This is a genomic window from Vibrio sp. GJ43-1 (assembly GCF_055808835.1).
The window spans coordinates 982,991-1,000,230 of sequence record NZ_CM147885.1 but is presented as its reverse complement, the minus strand read 5'-3'; the positions used below and the strand labels follow the sequence as shown (position 1 = coordinate 1,000,230).

Here is a 17,240-nt window from a genome sequence, read left to right as displayed (position 1 = left end):
CCCTAGAGCCCGATGTGGACTTTATATGAATTTATCAAAAATAATCGCTCCACAGCTGCTCAAAATGACTTGGAACCAGTCTGCTCACCTCGCAAGAAGTGTTCGCGCAAATTATCGACGAGTGAACCATCACAACCGCCGCGACTTTAATAAACAACATACCCAAATCCTAGAAATGATCGGTAAAGGTATCCCTGCCGCCGATATCTATAACAAAATTGGTTTATTATATGAGTCTCGTCATCCTGGGCTACGTTGCTCAATGTTAGAGCTCCACGGTGATACCTTAATTCATGGTGGTGCACCGAGTATGCCCGAAGAATACTGCCGAGCCGTCAACGGATTAAAGATAGGTCCGGATATCGGCTCTTGTGGCACCTCAACTTATGCCAGTAAACGTGTCATCGTAGAAAACATCGAGACTGACCCAAGATGGAAAAATATCAAACAATTTGCCCTCCCCCATGGAATGCGCAGTTGTTGGTCTGAGCCTATTAAAAGCTCCAGTGGTGAAGTACTTGGGGCATTTGGCATGTATTACGACTACCCCGCAACACCAAACAAAGACGAATCAAAAAGCCTTGAATCCGCTGCGATGCTCGCCAGCATTGTGATGGAGCGGGATAAAAACCAAAAACGTATCAAAGAATTAGCGTATACCGACGAGTTGACTGGGTTTTCAAGCCGAGCCTATTTCTACCTTAAGCTTGAAACACTAGTAAAAGAAGCTCAGCAAAACAAGCAACGCTTTGGCGTCATATTTATTGACCTAGATAACTTCAAGAATATTAATGATAGCTTTGGACATGATGTCGGTGATCGTTACCTTCAAGACATTGCCAAACGATTAACGCCGATCATCAATGATTCATATTTAATCTCCCGTCTAGGAGGAGATGAGTTTTGCATTGTTGTTAAAGAGTCAGCGACGACACAAAACAGCGAACAAATTGCGCTACGTTGCCTAAATGAGATCTCCCAAACCACTGAAATTTCAGGTCGAGAATTTGTGCAATCGTGCAGTATTGGCATCGCTCATTATCCGGAGCACGGCCGAGATGTCACAACGGTATTGAAGTCCGCTGATACCGCGTTGTATCGAGCTAAAGATGCAGGTAAAAATCAATATGTTACCTATGACAAAGCGTTCACCATAGCAGCTGAATACCAATTCAACGTCGAGCAGTTATTACGTTGTGCAATAGACAACAAAGACATCACCATTGTTTATCAACCGCAAGTAGAGTTGAATACTCAGCGCGTGATTACCGTCGAAGCACTTTGTCGCTGGTATCACCCAGAGCTTGGCCAAGTCTCCCCCGACGAATTTATTAAAATCGCCGAACGAACTGGAATGATTAAGCCGCTCACTGAGTACGTTCTAGCGACAGCGTGTAAACAAGCCGTCATGTGGAAGAATGCAGGGTACTCTCGAATACGCCTAGCGGTAAATATTTCAGCGGCGCACTTTTTAGATCCAGACTTCATTCCATTAATCGAACGAGTTCTCTACGAAACAAAAATGGACCCGAACGATCTTGAATTAGAAGTCACTGAAACGGTGATTCAAACTAAACCAACTCATCAACTCGTGTTTAAACGCCTAAAAGCACTGGGTATTAAACTCGCCATTGATGATTTTGGAACCAAGCTATTCGTCCTTCGCCTCATTAAAACACTTAGATGTGGATGTACTAAAAATTGATAAGTACTTTATCGACGATATATTAGTCGATAGAAAATCACAGTACCTCGTGGAGTCAATGATAGGTATGGCTCACAACCTCGGGTACTACGTGGTTGCAGAAGGAGTGGAGAATCAAGAGCAAGCCCAAATGCTTAAACCGATGTCGTGCGATGTGGTACAAGGCTATTTATTTAGTAAACCAACCCACCCAGAAAACATCGAAGCGCTATTGCGCCCAGCGTGTTAACAAAGTGAGCTCAGTCACAATGCATAGAGCTCACTATTCGTTTGTCACTTTGTAGCGCATTGCTATCGCATCAAGTCTTACCGCGACTCTCACGTTATATGAACAAATTAATTGGCGCTACAAAGACGTTACCCCCGAATACCGCACTCCAGATAACTGTGCCATCTCTCTACTCCAAGTAGCCAAATCATGTTGATTAAACTGGCTTAGCGCATTATGGCCACAGGCTCTCGCCATCACTTGCATCAGTTCGGTTGACGCGTCAAAGAAATTATTAAGTTGCTTTGAGGCTTTGTCGACATTAAGCCGTTGTCGTAGATCGGCCTTTTGAGTGGCAATACCTGCTGGACAATTATTGGTATTACACATTCTAGCGGCCACACAACCAATAGATTGCATTGCACTATTCGATATCGCGACGCCATCAGCACCCAACGCCATGGCCTTTACAAAGTCCATAGGCACTCGCAGCCCACCTGTCACGATTAATGTTACCTTACCGCTGACGCCTTGCTTATCTAAATACGCTCGAGCACGGGCTAACGCGGGGATTGTCGGCACACTGATGTGGTCTCTAAACATTGCCGGAGCTGCCCCTGTGCCACCCCCTCGCCCATCAAGAATGATGTAATCTGCACTGGCATCGAGCGCAAATTGAATATCCTCTTCAATATGATTAGCACTTAATTTAAAGCCAATGGGGATCCCTCCCGTGATTTCTCGAACTCGATCGGCGAAATGCTTAAAGTCTTCTGCGGTGTGAAGATCTTTAAACGTCGGTGGAGAGACAGCAGCTGTGCCTGCTTCAATGCCACGAACTTGGGCAATTTTTCCTATATTCTTACTGCCTGGAAGATGCCCACCCGTTCCTGTTTTTGCGCCTTGTCCACCTTTAAAATGAAACGCTTGGACGTTTTTCAATTTTGATTCGTCATAACCGAAACCCGCACTCGCGAGTTCATAAAAATAGCGCGAGTTTGCCGCTTGTTCTTCCGGTAACATTCCCCCCTCACCAGAACAAATACCTGTGCCAGCCAACTCCGCGCCTGTCGCAAGAGAGACTTTGGCTTCTTCGGACAACGCTCCAAAACTCATATCGGACACAAATAAGGGGATTTTTAGCGATAGGGGTTTCTTCGCCATAGGGCCAATCACAAGTTCCGTTGCAACTGATACATCCTCCAGTAATGGCTTCGTCGCCATTTGCGCCACCATCACTTGTAAGTCATCCCAATGTGGCAACAGATGCCGCGGTACTCCCATCGACGTCATCGGTCCATGATGACCGACTTTTTTTAAACCATCTCGAGCCAATTGGTGGATAAATTCGACGGTAGGCTCTTCTATTGTGACGGTTGCGATTGGCATACTATCTGGCGATTGTATTTGAACTCCTGGTCCTTCTTGCCCAACTTGCTGCTGGGTAAATTGTTTATGAGAACCATCACAATACGGTGGATTTTGAGTATGTTTACAACGACATAAATACGCATCACCACTTTCAGCCGCAACAAAACTCTTCGGTTTAAACTCAGTCCCCGCGTGAGAACCATCGCAAAAAGGTTGATTAGATGAACGACCACACGTGCAGTAATAATATTCTTTGTCTTTGGTCAGATCGGTTTTGATTGGTACGTTATTGGAGATAATCGGCTTGCTCATAGTCCATCCTTTGTTCCATGTGTATTATGGTCAGGCGCTTTTTAATGAAAAGCTTCACGCTTAATCAAACGCTCATTGTTATAAGAGACTTAGATGAGCTTAGTCGAGAACGATGCCAAACGCTTTTATAGGACTTCCAGTAATGACCATTTCCCGTAATAGTTCGGTTCCTTATTATGCTTTCTTGACATACTTCGCGGTAACTAAAATTTCAACCCCACCATCGACCTTGCAGTCAAGCTGATGATCTTTACCCTCGATAATTCGCTTAATCACCGCCTTTGTACCTATCTTAACGACCATAGAGCTACCTTTTACTTTGAGATCTTTGATGGCTGTGATCTTATCCCCTTGTTCCAGCAGCGCGCCATTTACATCATGGACAACAAACCGTTCATCCAATAATTGCTGGGGGTTCCACTCATACGCACATTCAGGGCAAATGAGCTGATTTTGGTCTTGATAAACATAGTTGGATTGGCATGCAAGGCAAGGAGGTAATGGCATATTATGATACTTCTGTTAGTAAAACTGCCTGGTATGGTAATGGGTCCTTTCTGCGTTAGCGAGTAACTTTTCAATAAATGAATCACAGCGCACAATGGCAACTGGCGCTGTGAGTACAGCATAACCGCTAACTAAGCTTAGCAATTGGCGATAGGAACCTATTTCAACAATAAGAAGCGAGATCTTGCAATAAAAAACCATCTCCTACCATGAGAATCGTTCCTACTCGGCTTCGTTGTTCCCACAGTGGTTTATTCACTCCAACGCGACTGAATTGCTACGATTACTGATGAATAAACGCCATTAATTCAGGCTCAGTTGGTAGCGCGCTCATTGCTCCTTTTTTAGTTGTCGCTAGCGCGCCACAGCCGTTAGCCCACTGAACGGCTTCCATGATGGTCGCGATACTGTCCCATTCATCGCTTTGCGCCAGACGTGTCAGTAGCCCGCCAACAAACGCATCTCCTGCTCCTGTTGTATCGATTGGTTGCATTTTTTGACCAGCGATCAACTGCTGACACCCTTGATGGATAATCAAAGCGCCTTTTGCTCCTTGAGTCACGAGAACCAGAGGGATATTAAGGGGGGCAATATAGGCTAACCCTTCTTCCAACGTGTTGGTATTAGTCAAATACAACAATTCATCATCGGAAAATTTAACCACATCGGCCATTTCAATCGCATTAAGTACCACCACTCGAATCTCACCCGGGTTTGCCCACACTTCTTCACGAAGATTTGGATCAAAACTCACAAAACCACCAGCGGCTTTGATATTCTGCATCGCCGCCATCGTGCTACTTCGGCTCGGTTCATTAGCTAAAGCAATGGAACAGCAATGAAGCCACTGTTTAGCCTGAAATCGTGGTATATCGCCTTGGGTAAGAAACTGATCGGCGCTAGGTTTTACCATAAAGGTAAAGCTTCGCTCTCCTTGAGCATCAAGATCAACGATAACGGTAGAGGTACGCTGCGCCGCATCCAATACCATGTGCTTGGTATCCACCCCTTCATCACTTAGCGTTTGCTTCATGAATCGCCCAAGTGGATCGTCACCTACACGGCCAAAGAAAGCGCACTCTCCACCTAAACGAGCGATGGCGACTGCAACATTGGCTGGCGCGCCACCTGGACACTTCAGATAATTCACATCCCCTTCAGGAATTAAGTCAACAACCGCATCACCAGACAACCATACTCTGTTCATTACTCACACCCTTCTTGGTTACTACTTGCAGAGTTCAACTTTGGTAAAGCCAACCTCCAAAATGAAAACGTCGCGCAGCCAGACAGCGTTATGCTGGTCGCGCTAAGCGGGGTAAACACGCGGCTAGTCATGACATACTCACCATCATTAATAAAAATTTCCACCGACGATGAATCCGCCAAAATTTGCAGTGTTACCGTGGAACTAGAGAGAGACAGCTCCCTTACTTGGTCACCTTCTCTTATTAAGGTTTGGCTTCGGTCTAGCAATAGCGTGCGAGTGTCCGCGTCTAGAACTATCTTGAGCTCATGATGGCTGTCTTTGAATAACGCGAATTCGCTGCCCCACTCAAGTTCCACCTGTAACTCAAACGATTTTGTGCCTAAGTCTCTTGACGAATGGTTAAGCTCAAACACTTCAATAGGACTTCTCATTGATTTCAGCTCTTGCAGCGGACGCTGTATTAGGCGATCGTCTTGATACGTCAATTCACGCAAGCCTGTGAGTTGATGTATCCAGCCATTGTCAATACTGGGTTGATTAATTTCATCTGGTAATCCCATCCATCCAACCAGTACACGCCGACCATCTGGCGTTGCTAAGGTCTGTGGCGCATAAAAGTCAAAGCCATGATCAAGATTCTTAAAGCCAGAAAATGTTATGCCTTGTTCATCGGATAACTCAACGTCAACATAGCCATTATGATGAGGCACTGTATGATGCGGACTTGTTGACGCAATTCCCTGCGGGCCGATAAGCGCAACCCAGCGACCATTAAGTTGGAACATATCTGGGCATTCCCACATGTAACCGAAATCCCCCATCTCTTCACCATACAAGCCGTGATACACCCAATCATGAAGATTGTTCGATTTATAGACCGCGAGACGTCCTTGCAAGTCCTCTCGCTGTGCGCCGAGCAACATGAACCATTCGTTGTTATGGTAAAACACTTTAGGATCGCGGCAATGTGGCGTGACTTGAGGAGGAAGGGTTGCGACAACCGGGCCTTTTTTATCAAAGGTGACACCGTCGGCTGACACGGCAAGACATTGAGTCGTATGACGATCTCGTTGCTCGCCAATCCGTGTATTACCCGTATAAAACAGCATCAACTCATCACCGTGACTTACAGCATGTCCGGAAAACACCCCATGAGAGTCAAACCAGTCAGAGGGTGTCAGGGCGATAGGTTGTCCCTGCCAATCAAGCATATCTTTGCTCACTAAATGCGCCCAGTATTTGTCCTTATGTTCACAGGAATACGGCGACCATTGGTAGAACAAATGGTACTGTCCATTGTGAAAGACGAAACCATTAGGATCATTAAGCAGACCCTGCGGTGGCGCAACATGCCACTGTGGACGAAACTCACACTCTGTTGCCACTTCACGCGTTTGCGCCATTCCACGCTGTTGGTTTGCTATCTGCTTACCAACAGCAAGCAGGTCGGCACTTGTTAACGTCGCTGGCTTTTTGTAACGGACTTGTCCTAGTGCTCGATCAATGCCCACACATGTTTGCCCATCAACGTCATCCATTGAAGGTGGTGTCCCTGTCACTAAATCAATATCCCTAACTTCAAATACAAGATCATCATCAGGAATAAGTACACGGGTTACATTCTGGATTCCACCACAGTCTGCAATAAAACAGGCTAACGACATAGTCACTCTCACAGTTAATATTTTGGGAACGTTTGCAACTCTAGAGGAGCCTATCTTAAAATTCAAGTTAGAATCGCGCATCAACCGAAAATCTGTGAGCGCACCAGTAAATAATGACATAAGTGCGCAATCAACAAGCGGCGCGTTACGCCGAAGTTTCGTCAGCGACACCCACACCAAGTACTACATAATTAGCAGGTTTCTCTAGCTACGCTCTTAAAACCAAGTACCATTTTGCTCATATGCTGTTGTTTTCCATTAATTAAATCTAACAACACTTGTGCCGACGTCTCTCCGGCTGAATCAAATGAATAATGAAATGTCGACAGCGAAGGTGAACACACGCTACCCAGCTCATCATCACCGACTCCTAGAATTTTTATCTCTTTGCCAGGCAATTTTCCAGCACACTTAATGGCATCAATTGCGCCAACAGCAATACGATCGGTGGCACAGAATACGCCGTCAACGTCTGGGTAAGTATTGAGGAGTTCCGTCATCTGCTCAAAGCCCGATTCAATAGAAAATTCTCCTCGGCTATGGAACAAAGGTTCACCGAGTCCCGCGAATTCTGTGGCCTGAAGCAATCCTTGATAACGCATTGAATCTACAGCGATATCCTGGCTATTTACGCCAATAAAGCCGATTTTTTTGCGCCAGCCTCAACCAACCTTTGGTGAAGCAACAAACCCAACTCGGCTGTCATCATGAATCACGCTTGGTATATCAAACAAAGAACCATCTTGCCCCACCAGCACAACTGGCACGTCGGACTGCCCAATCACTTTAACCAACGCCTTATCAAGGTGAGTCGCATAGAGAATAATGCCTTCGACCCGTTTTTGATTGAACAACCGAATAAACTCAACTTCTTTGTCATTGTTATGCTGGCTATTGGCCAATAGTACGTATTTCCCTGCTTGTTCAAACACCCGACTTAGACCGTCCGCCCCTTGTGAAACGGCGCCTGAAGAGACAGTTGGCACAATGACTCCAATCAAGTTGGTCTGCTGTAATTTTAGATCCTTAGCGACTTGATTAACAAAGTAACCGCACTCTTCAATCGCCTTTCTGACCTTGACCTTGGTGCTTTCTTTTACTCCGTACTCATCATTAACAACGCGAGACACGGTAGACTTTGAAACCCCTGCGAGCTTCGCGACGTCATGCAAACTTGCCATGCTATATTCAGCCTTTTGTTCTTTTCTGCAATTGTTTGCAAGTTTGACAACTAATAATCATGAAAGATAGTGCTTTATGATCACACTAAGCGCGAGAACCTAGCTAAATAAGTCGATCATTGTCATACTTTTCTGCATTAAATTTTGACTAAAGACTCTTTTTGCCGAAAAATCCATTTTGCAAACGTTCCCAACAATTAACAGTCTATTCCTAATACAATAAGAAATAGTCATTACGATACCCAGCGATTCGAAGAACTGATACTGGTAATACCCATGCCCTTTTGAACAGCGCACCGCCCTGTTCATTGAGGTGATCAACGCCAGCCTCTCTATCGTCATGGGATATACCAGAAATATCCGGAGCCCGTTATGAACTACCCTGCTATAGCAAAAGAACTCTTAGTACTCATTGGAGGTAAAGAAAACCTCGCCGCACTCGCCCATTGCGCGACACGTTTACGCCTTGCCGTTAAAGACGAGGCCTTACTTCAAGAAGATGCAATCGATAATCTTGATGGCGTAAAAGGCCAATTTAAAGTGGCAGGTCAATACCAAGTCATTTTCGGCTCTGGTATTGTCAATCAAGTCTACGCTGAAATGGCGAAGCTGACGGGGATGAGCGACATGTCGACCAGTGAAGTTGCTTCTGCTGGTGCCGAAAAACAAAATGTCGTCCAAAAGGCGGTCAAAGGACTCTCGGATATATTCGTGCCGATTATCCCAGCCATTGTGGCTGGTGGTCTATTAATGGGTGTGTTCAACCTTCTTACGGCTAAAGGGCTATTTATTGACGGGCTGTCGCTTATTGAAGCCTACCCTGGCATGGCTGATTTAGCAGGGATGATCAACACATTTGCCAATGCCCCTTTTGTTTATTTACCTGTGTTACTGGCATTTTCAGCTTCTAAAAAATTTGGTGGTAACCCCTTCCTTGGCGCAGCACTGGGAATGCTAATGGTTCACCCTGATCTGTTGAACGGCTGGGGATTTGGTGGCGCAAGCGTCTCTGGTACGATCCCGACTTGGAATATTTTTGGCTTCGAGATTCAAAAAGTGGGCTACCAAGGTTCCGTATTGCCCGTTTTAGTTTCTGCCTTTATTCTGGCTAAAGTAGAAAACGGCTTACGTCAAATTATCCCATCGGTGCTTGATAACTTACTTACGCCGATGCTCGCCATTTTTATTACTGGCTTCCTAACCTTTACCATCGTCGGTCCTTTCACTCGTGATATTGGTTTCTTACTGGGCGACAGCCTAAATTGGCTCTACGATTCAGCAGGTTTTATCGGCGGGGCTTTATTTGGTTTTATTTACGCACCGTTTGTGATCACAGGTATGCACCACAGCTTTATTGCCATTGAAACGCAATTACTCGCCGATATCGCGATTACAGGAGGAACCTTTATCTTCCCTATCGCAGCAATGTCGAATATTGCTCAGGGCGGCGCTGCACTCGCCGTTGCCTTCACAACAAAAGATACCAAAACAAAAGGGATTGCCATGCCATCGGGTGTCACCGCATTGCTTGGCATTACTGAACCAAGCAATGTTTGGGGTGAACTTAAAACTACGCTATCCATTCATTGCTGCTATTTGTGCTGCGGCCGTTTCTAGCGCCTTTGTCACTATGTTTAACGTCAAAGCCTCTGCGTTAGGCGCGGCTGGGTTACCTGGCATTATCTCCATTCGTCCAAACGATATTATGTACTACGTCATTGGGATGCTGATCGCTTTTGTTGTCGCGTTTGCTCTAACGATTATTCTGGGCGCCCGCCACAATGCCAAAGTAGAAAATACCCCCGTAGCGGCTTAGTGCGAATCCAAATACACGCGACGTAAAAGATACGGCGTGTCACAGTAACGGGGCACCACTCATAAAAAAGCCCATAGGTCCTGACCTATGGGCTTATTACGTTGTATTTAAAGACGATGACAAACCAGTATCTAAAATCCAAAACGTCGGTAAAGATTTCTCGTTAGTTAACCGTTACTCAATCACCCTAGCTAAATCACCATCGCTAAATAACCAAAAATTAAGACTAGCATGGAGGTAAGCGCGTATGGAACCGGATACCCAACCGCGGGTATTGCACTCTGAGCGGCATCCTGAGCTCCTTTCATCGCAGGGGTGCTATTTCGTCCACCCGCACATGCCCCAGCGAGAATAGCCGGATTCATCTTACGAATATATAGACCGTACAACCACGCCAATAATGGCGGAAGTAATGCGGCAATCAAGCCCAATACCGCGATTTTAACCACTACGATACCTTGGAACGACGCGAGTATTTTCGGTCCTACGGTTGCGGCCAGTACCGCCACAAATAGGCTTAGACCAATATCTTGCAAGAAACTACGAGCGCCTTCACTCATCGGTCCGCCAAAGGTCGGGTTTCTTGTACGTAGGAAAGAGAAAATTATCCCTGTGAGCATACACCCTGCCGAGGTGCCTAGTGCAAATGGAATGCCTCCTAGTGTCACACTGAAGTGACCACACACATAACCAATCAACAAAGCAATCGCCAGGTAAAAAGTTTCCGTTATGGTGCTTTCTACAATCGGCGCACTATTCAATTTCTTAGCCGTTTGCTGAACACACCAGTCAGAGCCCGCCACTCGAAGTACATCACCTGTTTCTATCACAGTTTTAGCAAGCAGCGGCATTTGATGGCCTTGTCTAAACAGCGCTTTAATATAAATACCAAAGCCCACCTCGGTGCCCACTTCTTCTAATGTCTGACCAATATATTTAGACTTACCAAGATGAAGATCAGCCACTTCTATATCAACATTTCTGGCACGCGGCTCGTCAACTTCAATGCCAACCTCCGCATTGCCCCCGGCGATAAGCGCATGATAACTCCCTCTTACCCCAATGATATCGCCCAATTGAAGTGTTGGGTTTTCAGACGCATCAAAGACCTCTTCACCTCTTACCACTTTCAGAATTGCGGCATGGGGAAATTGATGAAAAAGAGCTTGAACATCTTGCCCAACTAACTCTTCATGCTGGACTTGATAGGCGCGAATATCCAACGGTAAGACGCCAAGATTTGAAAAGCCGCTGGTACTTGGAAGAGGCTCTGCATCGCCACCAGCACCAAACTCGGCTTCCGCCTCTTTTGCGGCTTTGACCGGGTCGATTTTAAACAGCGCAGGTAGGTATTTAATAAGTAAAATAATAAACACGGTAGAGAGAACGTAACTAATCGCATAGCCTGCTGCAATATTGGCACTCACTTGATCAAGCGTCATTCCTTCTGGCGCTTTAAATGCCCCAGACGTAATCGCAGACTGTGCCACCCCCATCACCGCCGTCACTGTATAGCTTCCTGAGATGATCCCCGCAGCATAACCCGGAGCTAAACCAAGAAGCTTGGAGCCGAAATAAACAATGACGAAGTTACTGCACACGACAATCAGCCCAATAACAACAAAATCTACTCCCCCTCGCGCTAAACCGGAAAAAAACTGCGGTCCAACTTTCATACCGATGGCATACATAAACATCATCAAAAAGATGTCGGAAACTAATCCCGGCTCATTGATGTGAAGCCCATAGGCAGAGTATGCCGTCAGTGCGATCGCAATACCTACGATCAATGTGCCCGCTGTGGACCCTAAGCTAACGCCTTTAACCGAAAGTTTCCCTAACGGATACCCTATCCCAATAGACAAAAACAAAAACACAAATGGGTTTTCAGCAATATAGTGAATGATCGAAAATGGTATATCTGAAATATTCATACTCACGTTCCCGTAAAATGAGACAACGTCGAAGTGGAGAGCACTATGTAAATTGATACTCTCAAAAGACTAGCAAAGAAACCGCCCCTTGGACGGTTTCTTAATGAGGTTAACCGTGATTAAAGCCTGCTGACTCCTTCGCATCACTGCCGTGACTGATTGGATGCTGTGCGAAGAACTCGACGCAATGTTTTAGATCCGATACAAGCATATCAGCTTGGTCGCGGCTGAAACCATGGCGAACGAGAATTCGCATGATCACAAGGTCTTCACGTTTCGGCGGCATCGCGTAAGCAGCAATTTGCCAGCCACGTGAACGTATACGATCAGACAGATCAAAGAGGTTAAAACCTGGATCAATACCCTCTTTCAATGACCAACTCATCGCAGGAATTCCGCCACGCCCATCATAAATAATATCAAAGATACCGAGCTTCTCGATTTCATCTGACAAGTATGTTGCCGTGTCATAACATGCTTGATGGATTTTTCGATAACCTTCTTTACCCAAGCGCAAGAAGTTGTAGTACTGGGAAACAATCTGTCCACCAGGTCTTGAGAAATTCAAGGCAAAGGTAGGCATGTTGCCACCAAGGTAATTCACATTAAAGATAAGATCTTCGTGCAATGCACTGGCATCGCGCCAAACAATCCAGCCCACACCGAGTGGACTCAAGCCAAATTTATGCCCAGAAGCGTTGATAGACTTCACTCGTGGTAGGCGGAAGTCCCACACCAAGTCTGGATCACAGAATGGCGCTAGAAAGCCACCACTTGCCCCATCAACATGCATAGGAATATCAAGGCCCGTATCTTCTTGCAGCTTATCAAGTGCATCGTGTACATCTTTCACTGGTTCATATTGGCAAGTGAACGTCACACCAAGAGTTGGCACCACGCCAATGGTATTTTCATCACAACGTTTAATGACTTCTTCAGGAGACATGATTAAACGGTCGCCTTCCATCGGAATTTCTCGTAATTCAATATCCCAATAACGCGCAAACTTGTGCCAACAGACCTGCACTGGACCACAAATTAAATTAGGTTTATCCGTTGGTTTACCTAATTTTTTCATTTTGTCACGCCATGCCCATTTTAGTGCCATGCCGCCTAGCATTGCCGCTTCACTCGACCCCGTCGTTGAGCAGCCCAACGTATTCTCTGCGTCGGGTGAATTCCACAAGTCAGCTAACATATGAACACATCGCGCTTCAATTTCTGCCGTTTGCGGGTACTCATCTTTATCGATCATATTTTTATCGATGCATTCATCCATTAGTTGATGAATTTCATCTTCAAGCCAAGTTTGGCAGAACGTGGCTAAATTTTGACGCGAGTTACCGTCCATAAATAACTCATCATGAACCACTTGATACGCATGCTTTGGAGCGTGCTCCTGCTCTGGTATTTTATATTTAGGCATAGAAAGTGATAGGTCGCGTGACGAGTAGATATCATCTAACAGATCATTTCTTACTGAATCTTTGGCATGAAGAGGCATTATTCGTTACTCCTAATAGTAAACATCTTTGATTTACTTGAATGTCTTGATTGATATTTCTTATATGAGACAAAACAAAGATAGATCACCCTTATGAGGTCAGCAACATACACACACCGAACATAACATCTCGTAAATGACGCGATAGCGTAAGATTAAGCTGACAATAGCGCCTTATGAAGGCATTATCTCTGCGTGTACAAAACCTCAATAAATCAACTCAAGACACTGATTTAATTAACTTTAAAACAAACTCACACTAGACATAATTTAGTATTAATATTGGTAAAGTACCGACATATCAGTGTCATTTAGAACCGCTTAACTATGACAAGTATTTTTTGTCGTGACCGATGATTATTTTGATCAATGCCTCAACCAGGTTTAACCCACTATTTAATTAAGGTTATAATCCTACTTTTAAAGCAATTATTCACTCTATTGTCACTAAGGCTTGATTAATTTAACTTGTGTTTATCACCAACTTTTATTCCATGGTAATGACGGTATTAACATTCACATCCAGAACAAAGCTTGAGTCATGGCTGACTAGAATAAATGCCCCTTTATATTCTTTAAGTGCGTTCGCCAGTAAATTCTTCGAATCAATATCTAAATGATTATCGGGTTCATCCAGTAACAAAACCGTGTCATCGTCATTATGTGTCACAATCAACATGGAAAGTTTCATTTTCTCTCCACCACTTAGGTGCGCGACTTTGCGGTGAACCAGCTCTCGACGAAACCCAATTCCTGCGAGAAGCGTTCTCGCCTCGCCAAACGTCATGCCGCTAATACATGTGAGCAAACTTTCCAGAATTGACTGCTGTTCATTTAATAGACTGAAATGTTGGTCAAGATATACCGTTTCAACGTGACGAGTAACTTTCCCCAAAAAACGATGATGAATTCCATGTAGAGCCTTTAGCAACGTCGACTTTCCACTCCCGTTTCGGCCTTGTAAGTGATAGCGTTCACCCTGTTTTATCGCAAAGGAATATCGCCCACGACAGCCATACTCAAACGCACAATTTTCTATGCTGAGTAAGGTCCTTTTCTTAGTGGACGCTAAGGAGGAGAAATAGAACGCTTGAGGATCGAGGCTCACCTGCTTCTTTCGTAGGGACAGCAGCTTAGCGTCATTGTGCGCCTGCTGATTTTTTTGCTGTTTGACGGCGCTACTTTGACTTTGCCCCGCTTTATCTTTCATGGCATCTAACAGGATTTTGGGCTGACTCCCTGATCGCCTTACTCGGTTTCCTGTTGCCGCACGCTGCTGAGCTTTTTCTTGGCTGCGCTGCGCTTGATGAGCACATTTTTTTGCTCAGATTTAAGCTGAGCAATTTTCTTGTTGAGCGCCGTCGTCTGTAGTGTCGACTGCACCCAATAAGAATCATAATTCCCTTTGAAATAACCAATCCCTAAATGGGTCATTTGTACGACCGCATCCACCTGATTAAGCAAATTTCGGTCATGGGTAACCACCAGTATCTGACCACTAAAATGATGACACTGTTCAATCAGCCACTGCCGACCTTCCTCATCTAGGTGATTTGATGGCTCATCCAACAAAAGCAGATCGGCGTCAGAATGAAAACACTGGTGCAACTGCAATTTTGCGATTTGTCCACCACTTAATGAGTGGCAATACGCGTCTAAGTCAGGCTCTATTCGAAGTGATTTTAATACTTCTTGGGTATCACGCTCCAATGACCAATCCTCACCAAGGATATCAAAGTAATGTTGCTCACATTCCCCTTGGTTAATCGCACTTAACGCCGCACGTTTTTCTGAAATACCTAGAAATTCGGCAATCGTAACGTCACTATTTAACAGTGCCGAAGGTTGTTGAGAATAAGACGCAAACTGCCCATGTCGTATCACATGACCTTCTGTCGGTCGCCTCTGTCCCAATAGTAACGACAGCAATACCGATTTACCCACACCATTTCTTCCCACCAGCCCGGTAAACCGATCTGCCAATGAAAAATTTATGTTTTTAAATAGCCATTCACCAGTATCAAGTTGGAATGACAATTGTTGGGCTGCCAATAACGGTCTCGATGACGAAGCTAACGTTGATAATGGGGATGATGTGTGTGTCAGTTGTTGATGTGTATTACGTGCAGGCATATACGCCTCCTTTTACTACGAATGCAAAAGGGGTTACGCCATTCTGAATGAATGGCTAAACGTTACTTTTATCGAATGATCACAAGATCCAAGTTAACGGTACCATCGTTTAAATTGCGGAGTTTCTAAGCCCTAAAGATAAGGCATCGAAACAACAGCAAATACAGCGGTAATGGCTGCAACTTGGCTTGGCTAAAGCCAACGATAGTACGTTGATGCAAGATAGAGGTGACGAAGTAACGCCCACTAACCCCGAGAGTCCAATTAATTAGATATAAAATGGCTGTCAGGATATTAGTACTTCATTATGGCGTTAGCTCCTCTTGATATGATGGCTAAATTTTAAACCCAAATAGACAAAAAAGACAACAAGCCGTTAAGATGTTAGCTCGCAAAACAACGGTTACCTAGCCACAATTGCAACGTAATCACGGCAAAGCCTTCGCTACGAAGCAAAGTTAATATCATTTTATGCGTTCTGCGACAGCTTAGACAGTATTTATATGAATCCAAATCTATGCTTAAGGTAAGCGAAAAAACATGAGGGCACTGTGATGAAATATAAGCATATCTTAGTAGCGTTAGAGCTGTCAGATGACAGTCATGTGGTCATTGATAAGGCGGTATCCTTTGCCAAGCTCATGGGTGCTGAAGTGTCATTTATTCACATTGACGGTAGCCACGGTGAGATCTACCCGGATTTAGTAGATATTCAAGCTGAGCCTGAACGCCAGCCGCTCAACGCCACCTCAAATGAAAAGCTCGTCGCCTTTCAACAGTATACTGACTTCCCTATCAAACGATTCTTAGTCGGCACTGGGGATTTAGGTGACAAGCTAAAAGACACTATCGCTGAGAACGAAGTTGACCTGCTTATCTGCGGGCATCACCATGATTTCTGGAGCCGCATTGTGTCTTACTCCAGACACCTTATTAATAAATCACCTATCGATATTCTAGTGGTACCAATCTAAGTTTGGTTGAACGAAGCGTATCGTAATAAAAAAATAAGCAGCGCGAGTGATAGTGCTGCTTATTGACTGTTCAAGATATTCATCACCTAAGCTTAGTTGCTTTCTATCTGCAGTGACAACTGTTGCAAATGCTTAATGGCATCCACATGCTGCGGATAATCGGCAAACTTTGCCAATTGCTCATCACTCATTGCAAATAAATCATCCCTCAACTCCCAATAAAGGGCAGACGTATGCAGCATCGCCCCCAAAGATTTGTAGACCTCTTGCTCATAAATCGTCAGGAGTTTGTCCAGTTGCATCTCACGATCGCTTGCATCAAAAGATTGCTGCATGTCACTGATCAATTGGCAATAACGCTCGCCGCTGGTCATGGTTTCCATTAATGGTTTGTTGTCTTTTGCTAAATTGGCCAGGGTTTCATGAATTAAGCGCAACCAATGCTCCTGAGTCAGATCGCTAGGTTCAACATTTTGGAAATTCAGGCGTACCTTCAACTCTATCGACTTTTGCGTTTTTTTTAACACCGCTCGGCACGTTTGAAATGGCAGTTGATACTGTTTACACAACTCAACAATTAGGACATGAAACCCACCTTTAGGAAGGTGAAGGGCAGCTTTGAATGTGGCGAGTGCGTGTTCTTGGTCTTCGGTAAGATCGGTCATTTCATCTATCTTCTTAAAGTACAGGTGTCACTTAATATTTTGACTGACAGTAAGCG

Annotated in this window: 10 protein-coding genes and 3 pseudogenes; 4 read left to right on the top strand and 9 right to left on the bottom strand. The window is 44.8% G+C overall.

Annotated elements, in window-relative coordinates; translation table 11 throughout:
* The first annotated feature begins 25 nt into the window (after nt 1-25).
* Both AC0L66_RS21850 and AC0L66_RS21845 read left to right on the top strand, forming a co-directional pair.
* The gene (locus AC0L66_RS21850) at nt 26-1,705 is read left to right on the top strand and encodes a bifunctional diguanylate cyclase/phosphodiesterase (RefSeq protein ID WP_473569362.1); all 1,680 of its coding nucleotides are present in this window, start codon (nt 26-28) and stop codon (nt 1,703-1,705) included.
* Nucleotides 1,686-1,934, top strand: a complete 249-nt coding sequence (locus AC0L66_RS21845) for an EAL domain-containing protein (RefSeq protein WP_473569361.1) — start codon at nt 1,686-1,688, stop codon at nt 1,932-1,934. Before AC0L66_RS21850 ends, AC0L66_RS21845 begins: the two co-directional genes overlap by 20 nt.
* Nucleotides 1,935-2,051: 117 nt before the next feature.
* Here AC0L66_RS21845 and AC0L66_RS21840 read toward each other — a convergent pair whose 3' ends face one another.
* The 5 genes and pseudogenes from AC0L66_RS21840 to AC0L66_RS21820 all read right to left on the bottom strand — a co-directional run bounded on the left by AC0L66_RS21840 (nt 2,052) and on the right by AC0L66_RS21820 (nt 8,158).
* Nucleotides 2,052-3,596 (bottom strand): glutamate synthase-related protein, encoded by a 1,545-nt coding sequence (locus AC0L66_RS21840; RefSeq protein ID WP_265674072.1) that lies wholly within the window; start codon nt 3,594-3,596, stop codon nt 2,052-2,054.
* A gap of 174 nt (nt 3,597-3,770) precedes the next feature.
* The gene (locus AC0L66_RS21835; RefSeq protein ID WP_265674073.1) at nt 3,771-4,103 is read right to left on the bottom strand and encodes a zinc ribbon domain-containing protein YjdM; all 333 of its coding nucleotides are present in this window, start codon (nt 4,101-4,103) and stop codon (nt 3,771-3,773) included.
* A gap of 283 nt (nt 4,104-4,386) precedes the next feature.
* Nucleotides 4,387-5,310, bottom strand: coding sequence for an aminoimidazole riboside kinase (locus AC0L66_RS21830; protein ID WP_473569360.1), 924 nt, complete (start codon nt 5,308-5,310; stop codon nt 4,387-4,389).
* Nucleotides 5,310-6,977 (bottom strand): glycoside hydrolase family 32 protein, encoded by a 1,668-nt coding sequence (locus AC0L66_RS21825; protein ID WP_473569359.1) that lies wholly within the window; start codon nt 6,975-6,977, stop codon nt 5,310-5,312. The genes AC0L66_RS21830 and AC0L66_RS21825 overlap by 1 nt, the downstream gene beginning before the upstream one ends.
* Nucleotides 6,978-7,168: 191 nt before the next feature.
* A pseudogene (locus tag AC0L66_RS21820) lies at nt 7,169-8,158 on the bottom strand (LacI family DNA-binding transcriptional regulator).
* Between the two features lie 372 nt (nt 8,159-8,530).
* Here AC0L66_RS21820 and AC0L66_RS21815 point away from each other — a divergent pair.
* Nucleotides 8,531-9,974, top strand: a pseudogene (locus tag AC0L66_RS21815) (sucrose-specific PTS transporter subunit IIBC).
* Between the two features lie 191 nt (nt 9,975-10,165).
* Here the strand turns inward: AC0L66_RS21815 and AC0L66_RS21810 are convergent.
* The 3 genes and pseudogenes from AC0L66_RS21810 to AC0L66_RS21800 form a co-directional block, all read right to left on the bottom strand.
* Entirely contained in the window at nt 10,166-11,908 is a 1,743-nt protein-coding gene (locus tag AC0L66_RS21810) for an aspartate:alanine exchanger family transporter (RefSeq protein WP_473569357.1), read from the bottom strand.
* 109 nt (nt 11,909-12,017) lie between these two features.
* Nucleotides 12,018-13,412, bottom strand: coding sequence for a glutamate decarboxylase (gad, locus tag AC0L66_RS21805; protein WP_265674079.1), 1,395 nt, complete (start codon nt 13,410-13,412; stop codon nt 12,018-12,020).
* Nucleotides 13,413-13,899: 487 nt separating this feature from the next.
* Nucleotides 13,900-15,518, bottom strand: a pseudogene (locus AC0L66_RS21800) (ATP-binding cassette domain-containing protein).
* A 581-nt stretch (nt 15,519-16,099) separates the two neighbouring features.
* On the opposite strand from AC0L66_RS21800, the gene AC0L66_RS21795 reads away from it, so the two are divergent.
* A complete protein-coding gene (locus AC0L66_RS21795) occupies nt 16,100-16,519 on the top strand; it encodes a universal stress protein (RefSeq protein ID WP_265674080.1) in 420 nt (139 codons plus the stop codon).
* Nucleotides 16,520-16,611: 92 nt separating this feature from the next.
* Here AC0L66_RS21795 and AC0L66_RS21790 read toward each other — a convergent pair whose 3' ends face one another.
* Nucleotides 16,612-17,184 (bottom strand): hypothetical protein, encoded by a 573-nt coding sequence (locus AC0L66_RS21790; protein WP_473569355.1) that lies wholly within the window; start codon nt 17,182-17,184, stop codon nt 16,612-16,614.
* Nucleotides 17,185-17,240 lie beyond the last annotated feature (56 nt).

What these genes read in the sequence shown, in the direction of transcription:
- gad (WP_265674079.1), bottom strand. Translation starts at nt 13,412, where the DNA reads ATGCCTCTTCATGCCAAAGATTCAGTAAGAAATGATCTGTTAGATGAT.
- AC0L66_RS21835 (WP_265674073.1), bottom strand. Translation starts at nt 4,103, where the DNA reads ATGCCATTACCTCCTTGCCTTGCATGCCAATCCAACTATGTTTATCAA.
- AC0L66_RS21790 (WP_473569355.1), bottom strand. Translation starts at nt 17,184, where the DNA reads ATGACCGATCTTACCGAAGACCAAGAACACGCACTCGCCACATTCAAA.
- AC0L66_RS21830 (WP_473569360.1), bottom strand. Translation starts at nt 5,310, where the DNA reads ATGAACAGAGTATGGTTGTCTGGTGATGCGGTTGTTGACTTAATTCCT.
- AC0L66_RS21840 (WP_265674072.1), bottom strand. Translation starts at nt 3,596, where the DNA reads ATGAGCAAGCCGATTATCTCCAATAACGTACCAATCAAAACCGATCTG.
- AC0L66_RS21810 (WP_473569357.1), bottom strand. Translation starts at nt 11,908, where the DNA reads ATGAATATTTCAGATATACCATTTTCGATCATTCACTATATTGCTGAA.
- AC0L66_RS21795 (WP_265674080.1), top strand. Translation starts at nt 16,100, where the DNA reads ATGAAATATAAGCATATCTTAGTAGCGTTAGAGCTGTCAGATGACAGT.
- AC0L66_RS21825 (WP_473569359.1), bottom strand. Translation starts at nt 6,977, where the DNA reads ATGTCGTTAGCCTGTTTTATTGCAGACTGTGGTGGAATCCAGAATGTA.
- AC0L66_RS21850 (WP_473569362.1), top strand. Translation starts at nt 26, where the DNA reads ATGAATTTATCAAAAATAATCGCTCCACAGCTGCTCAAAATGACTTGG.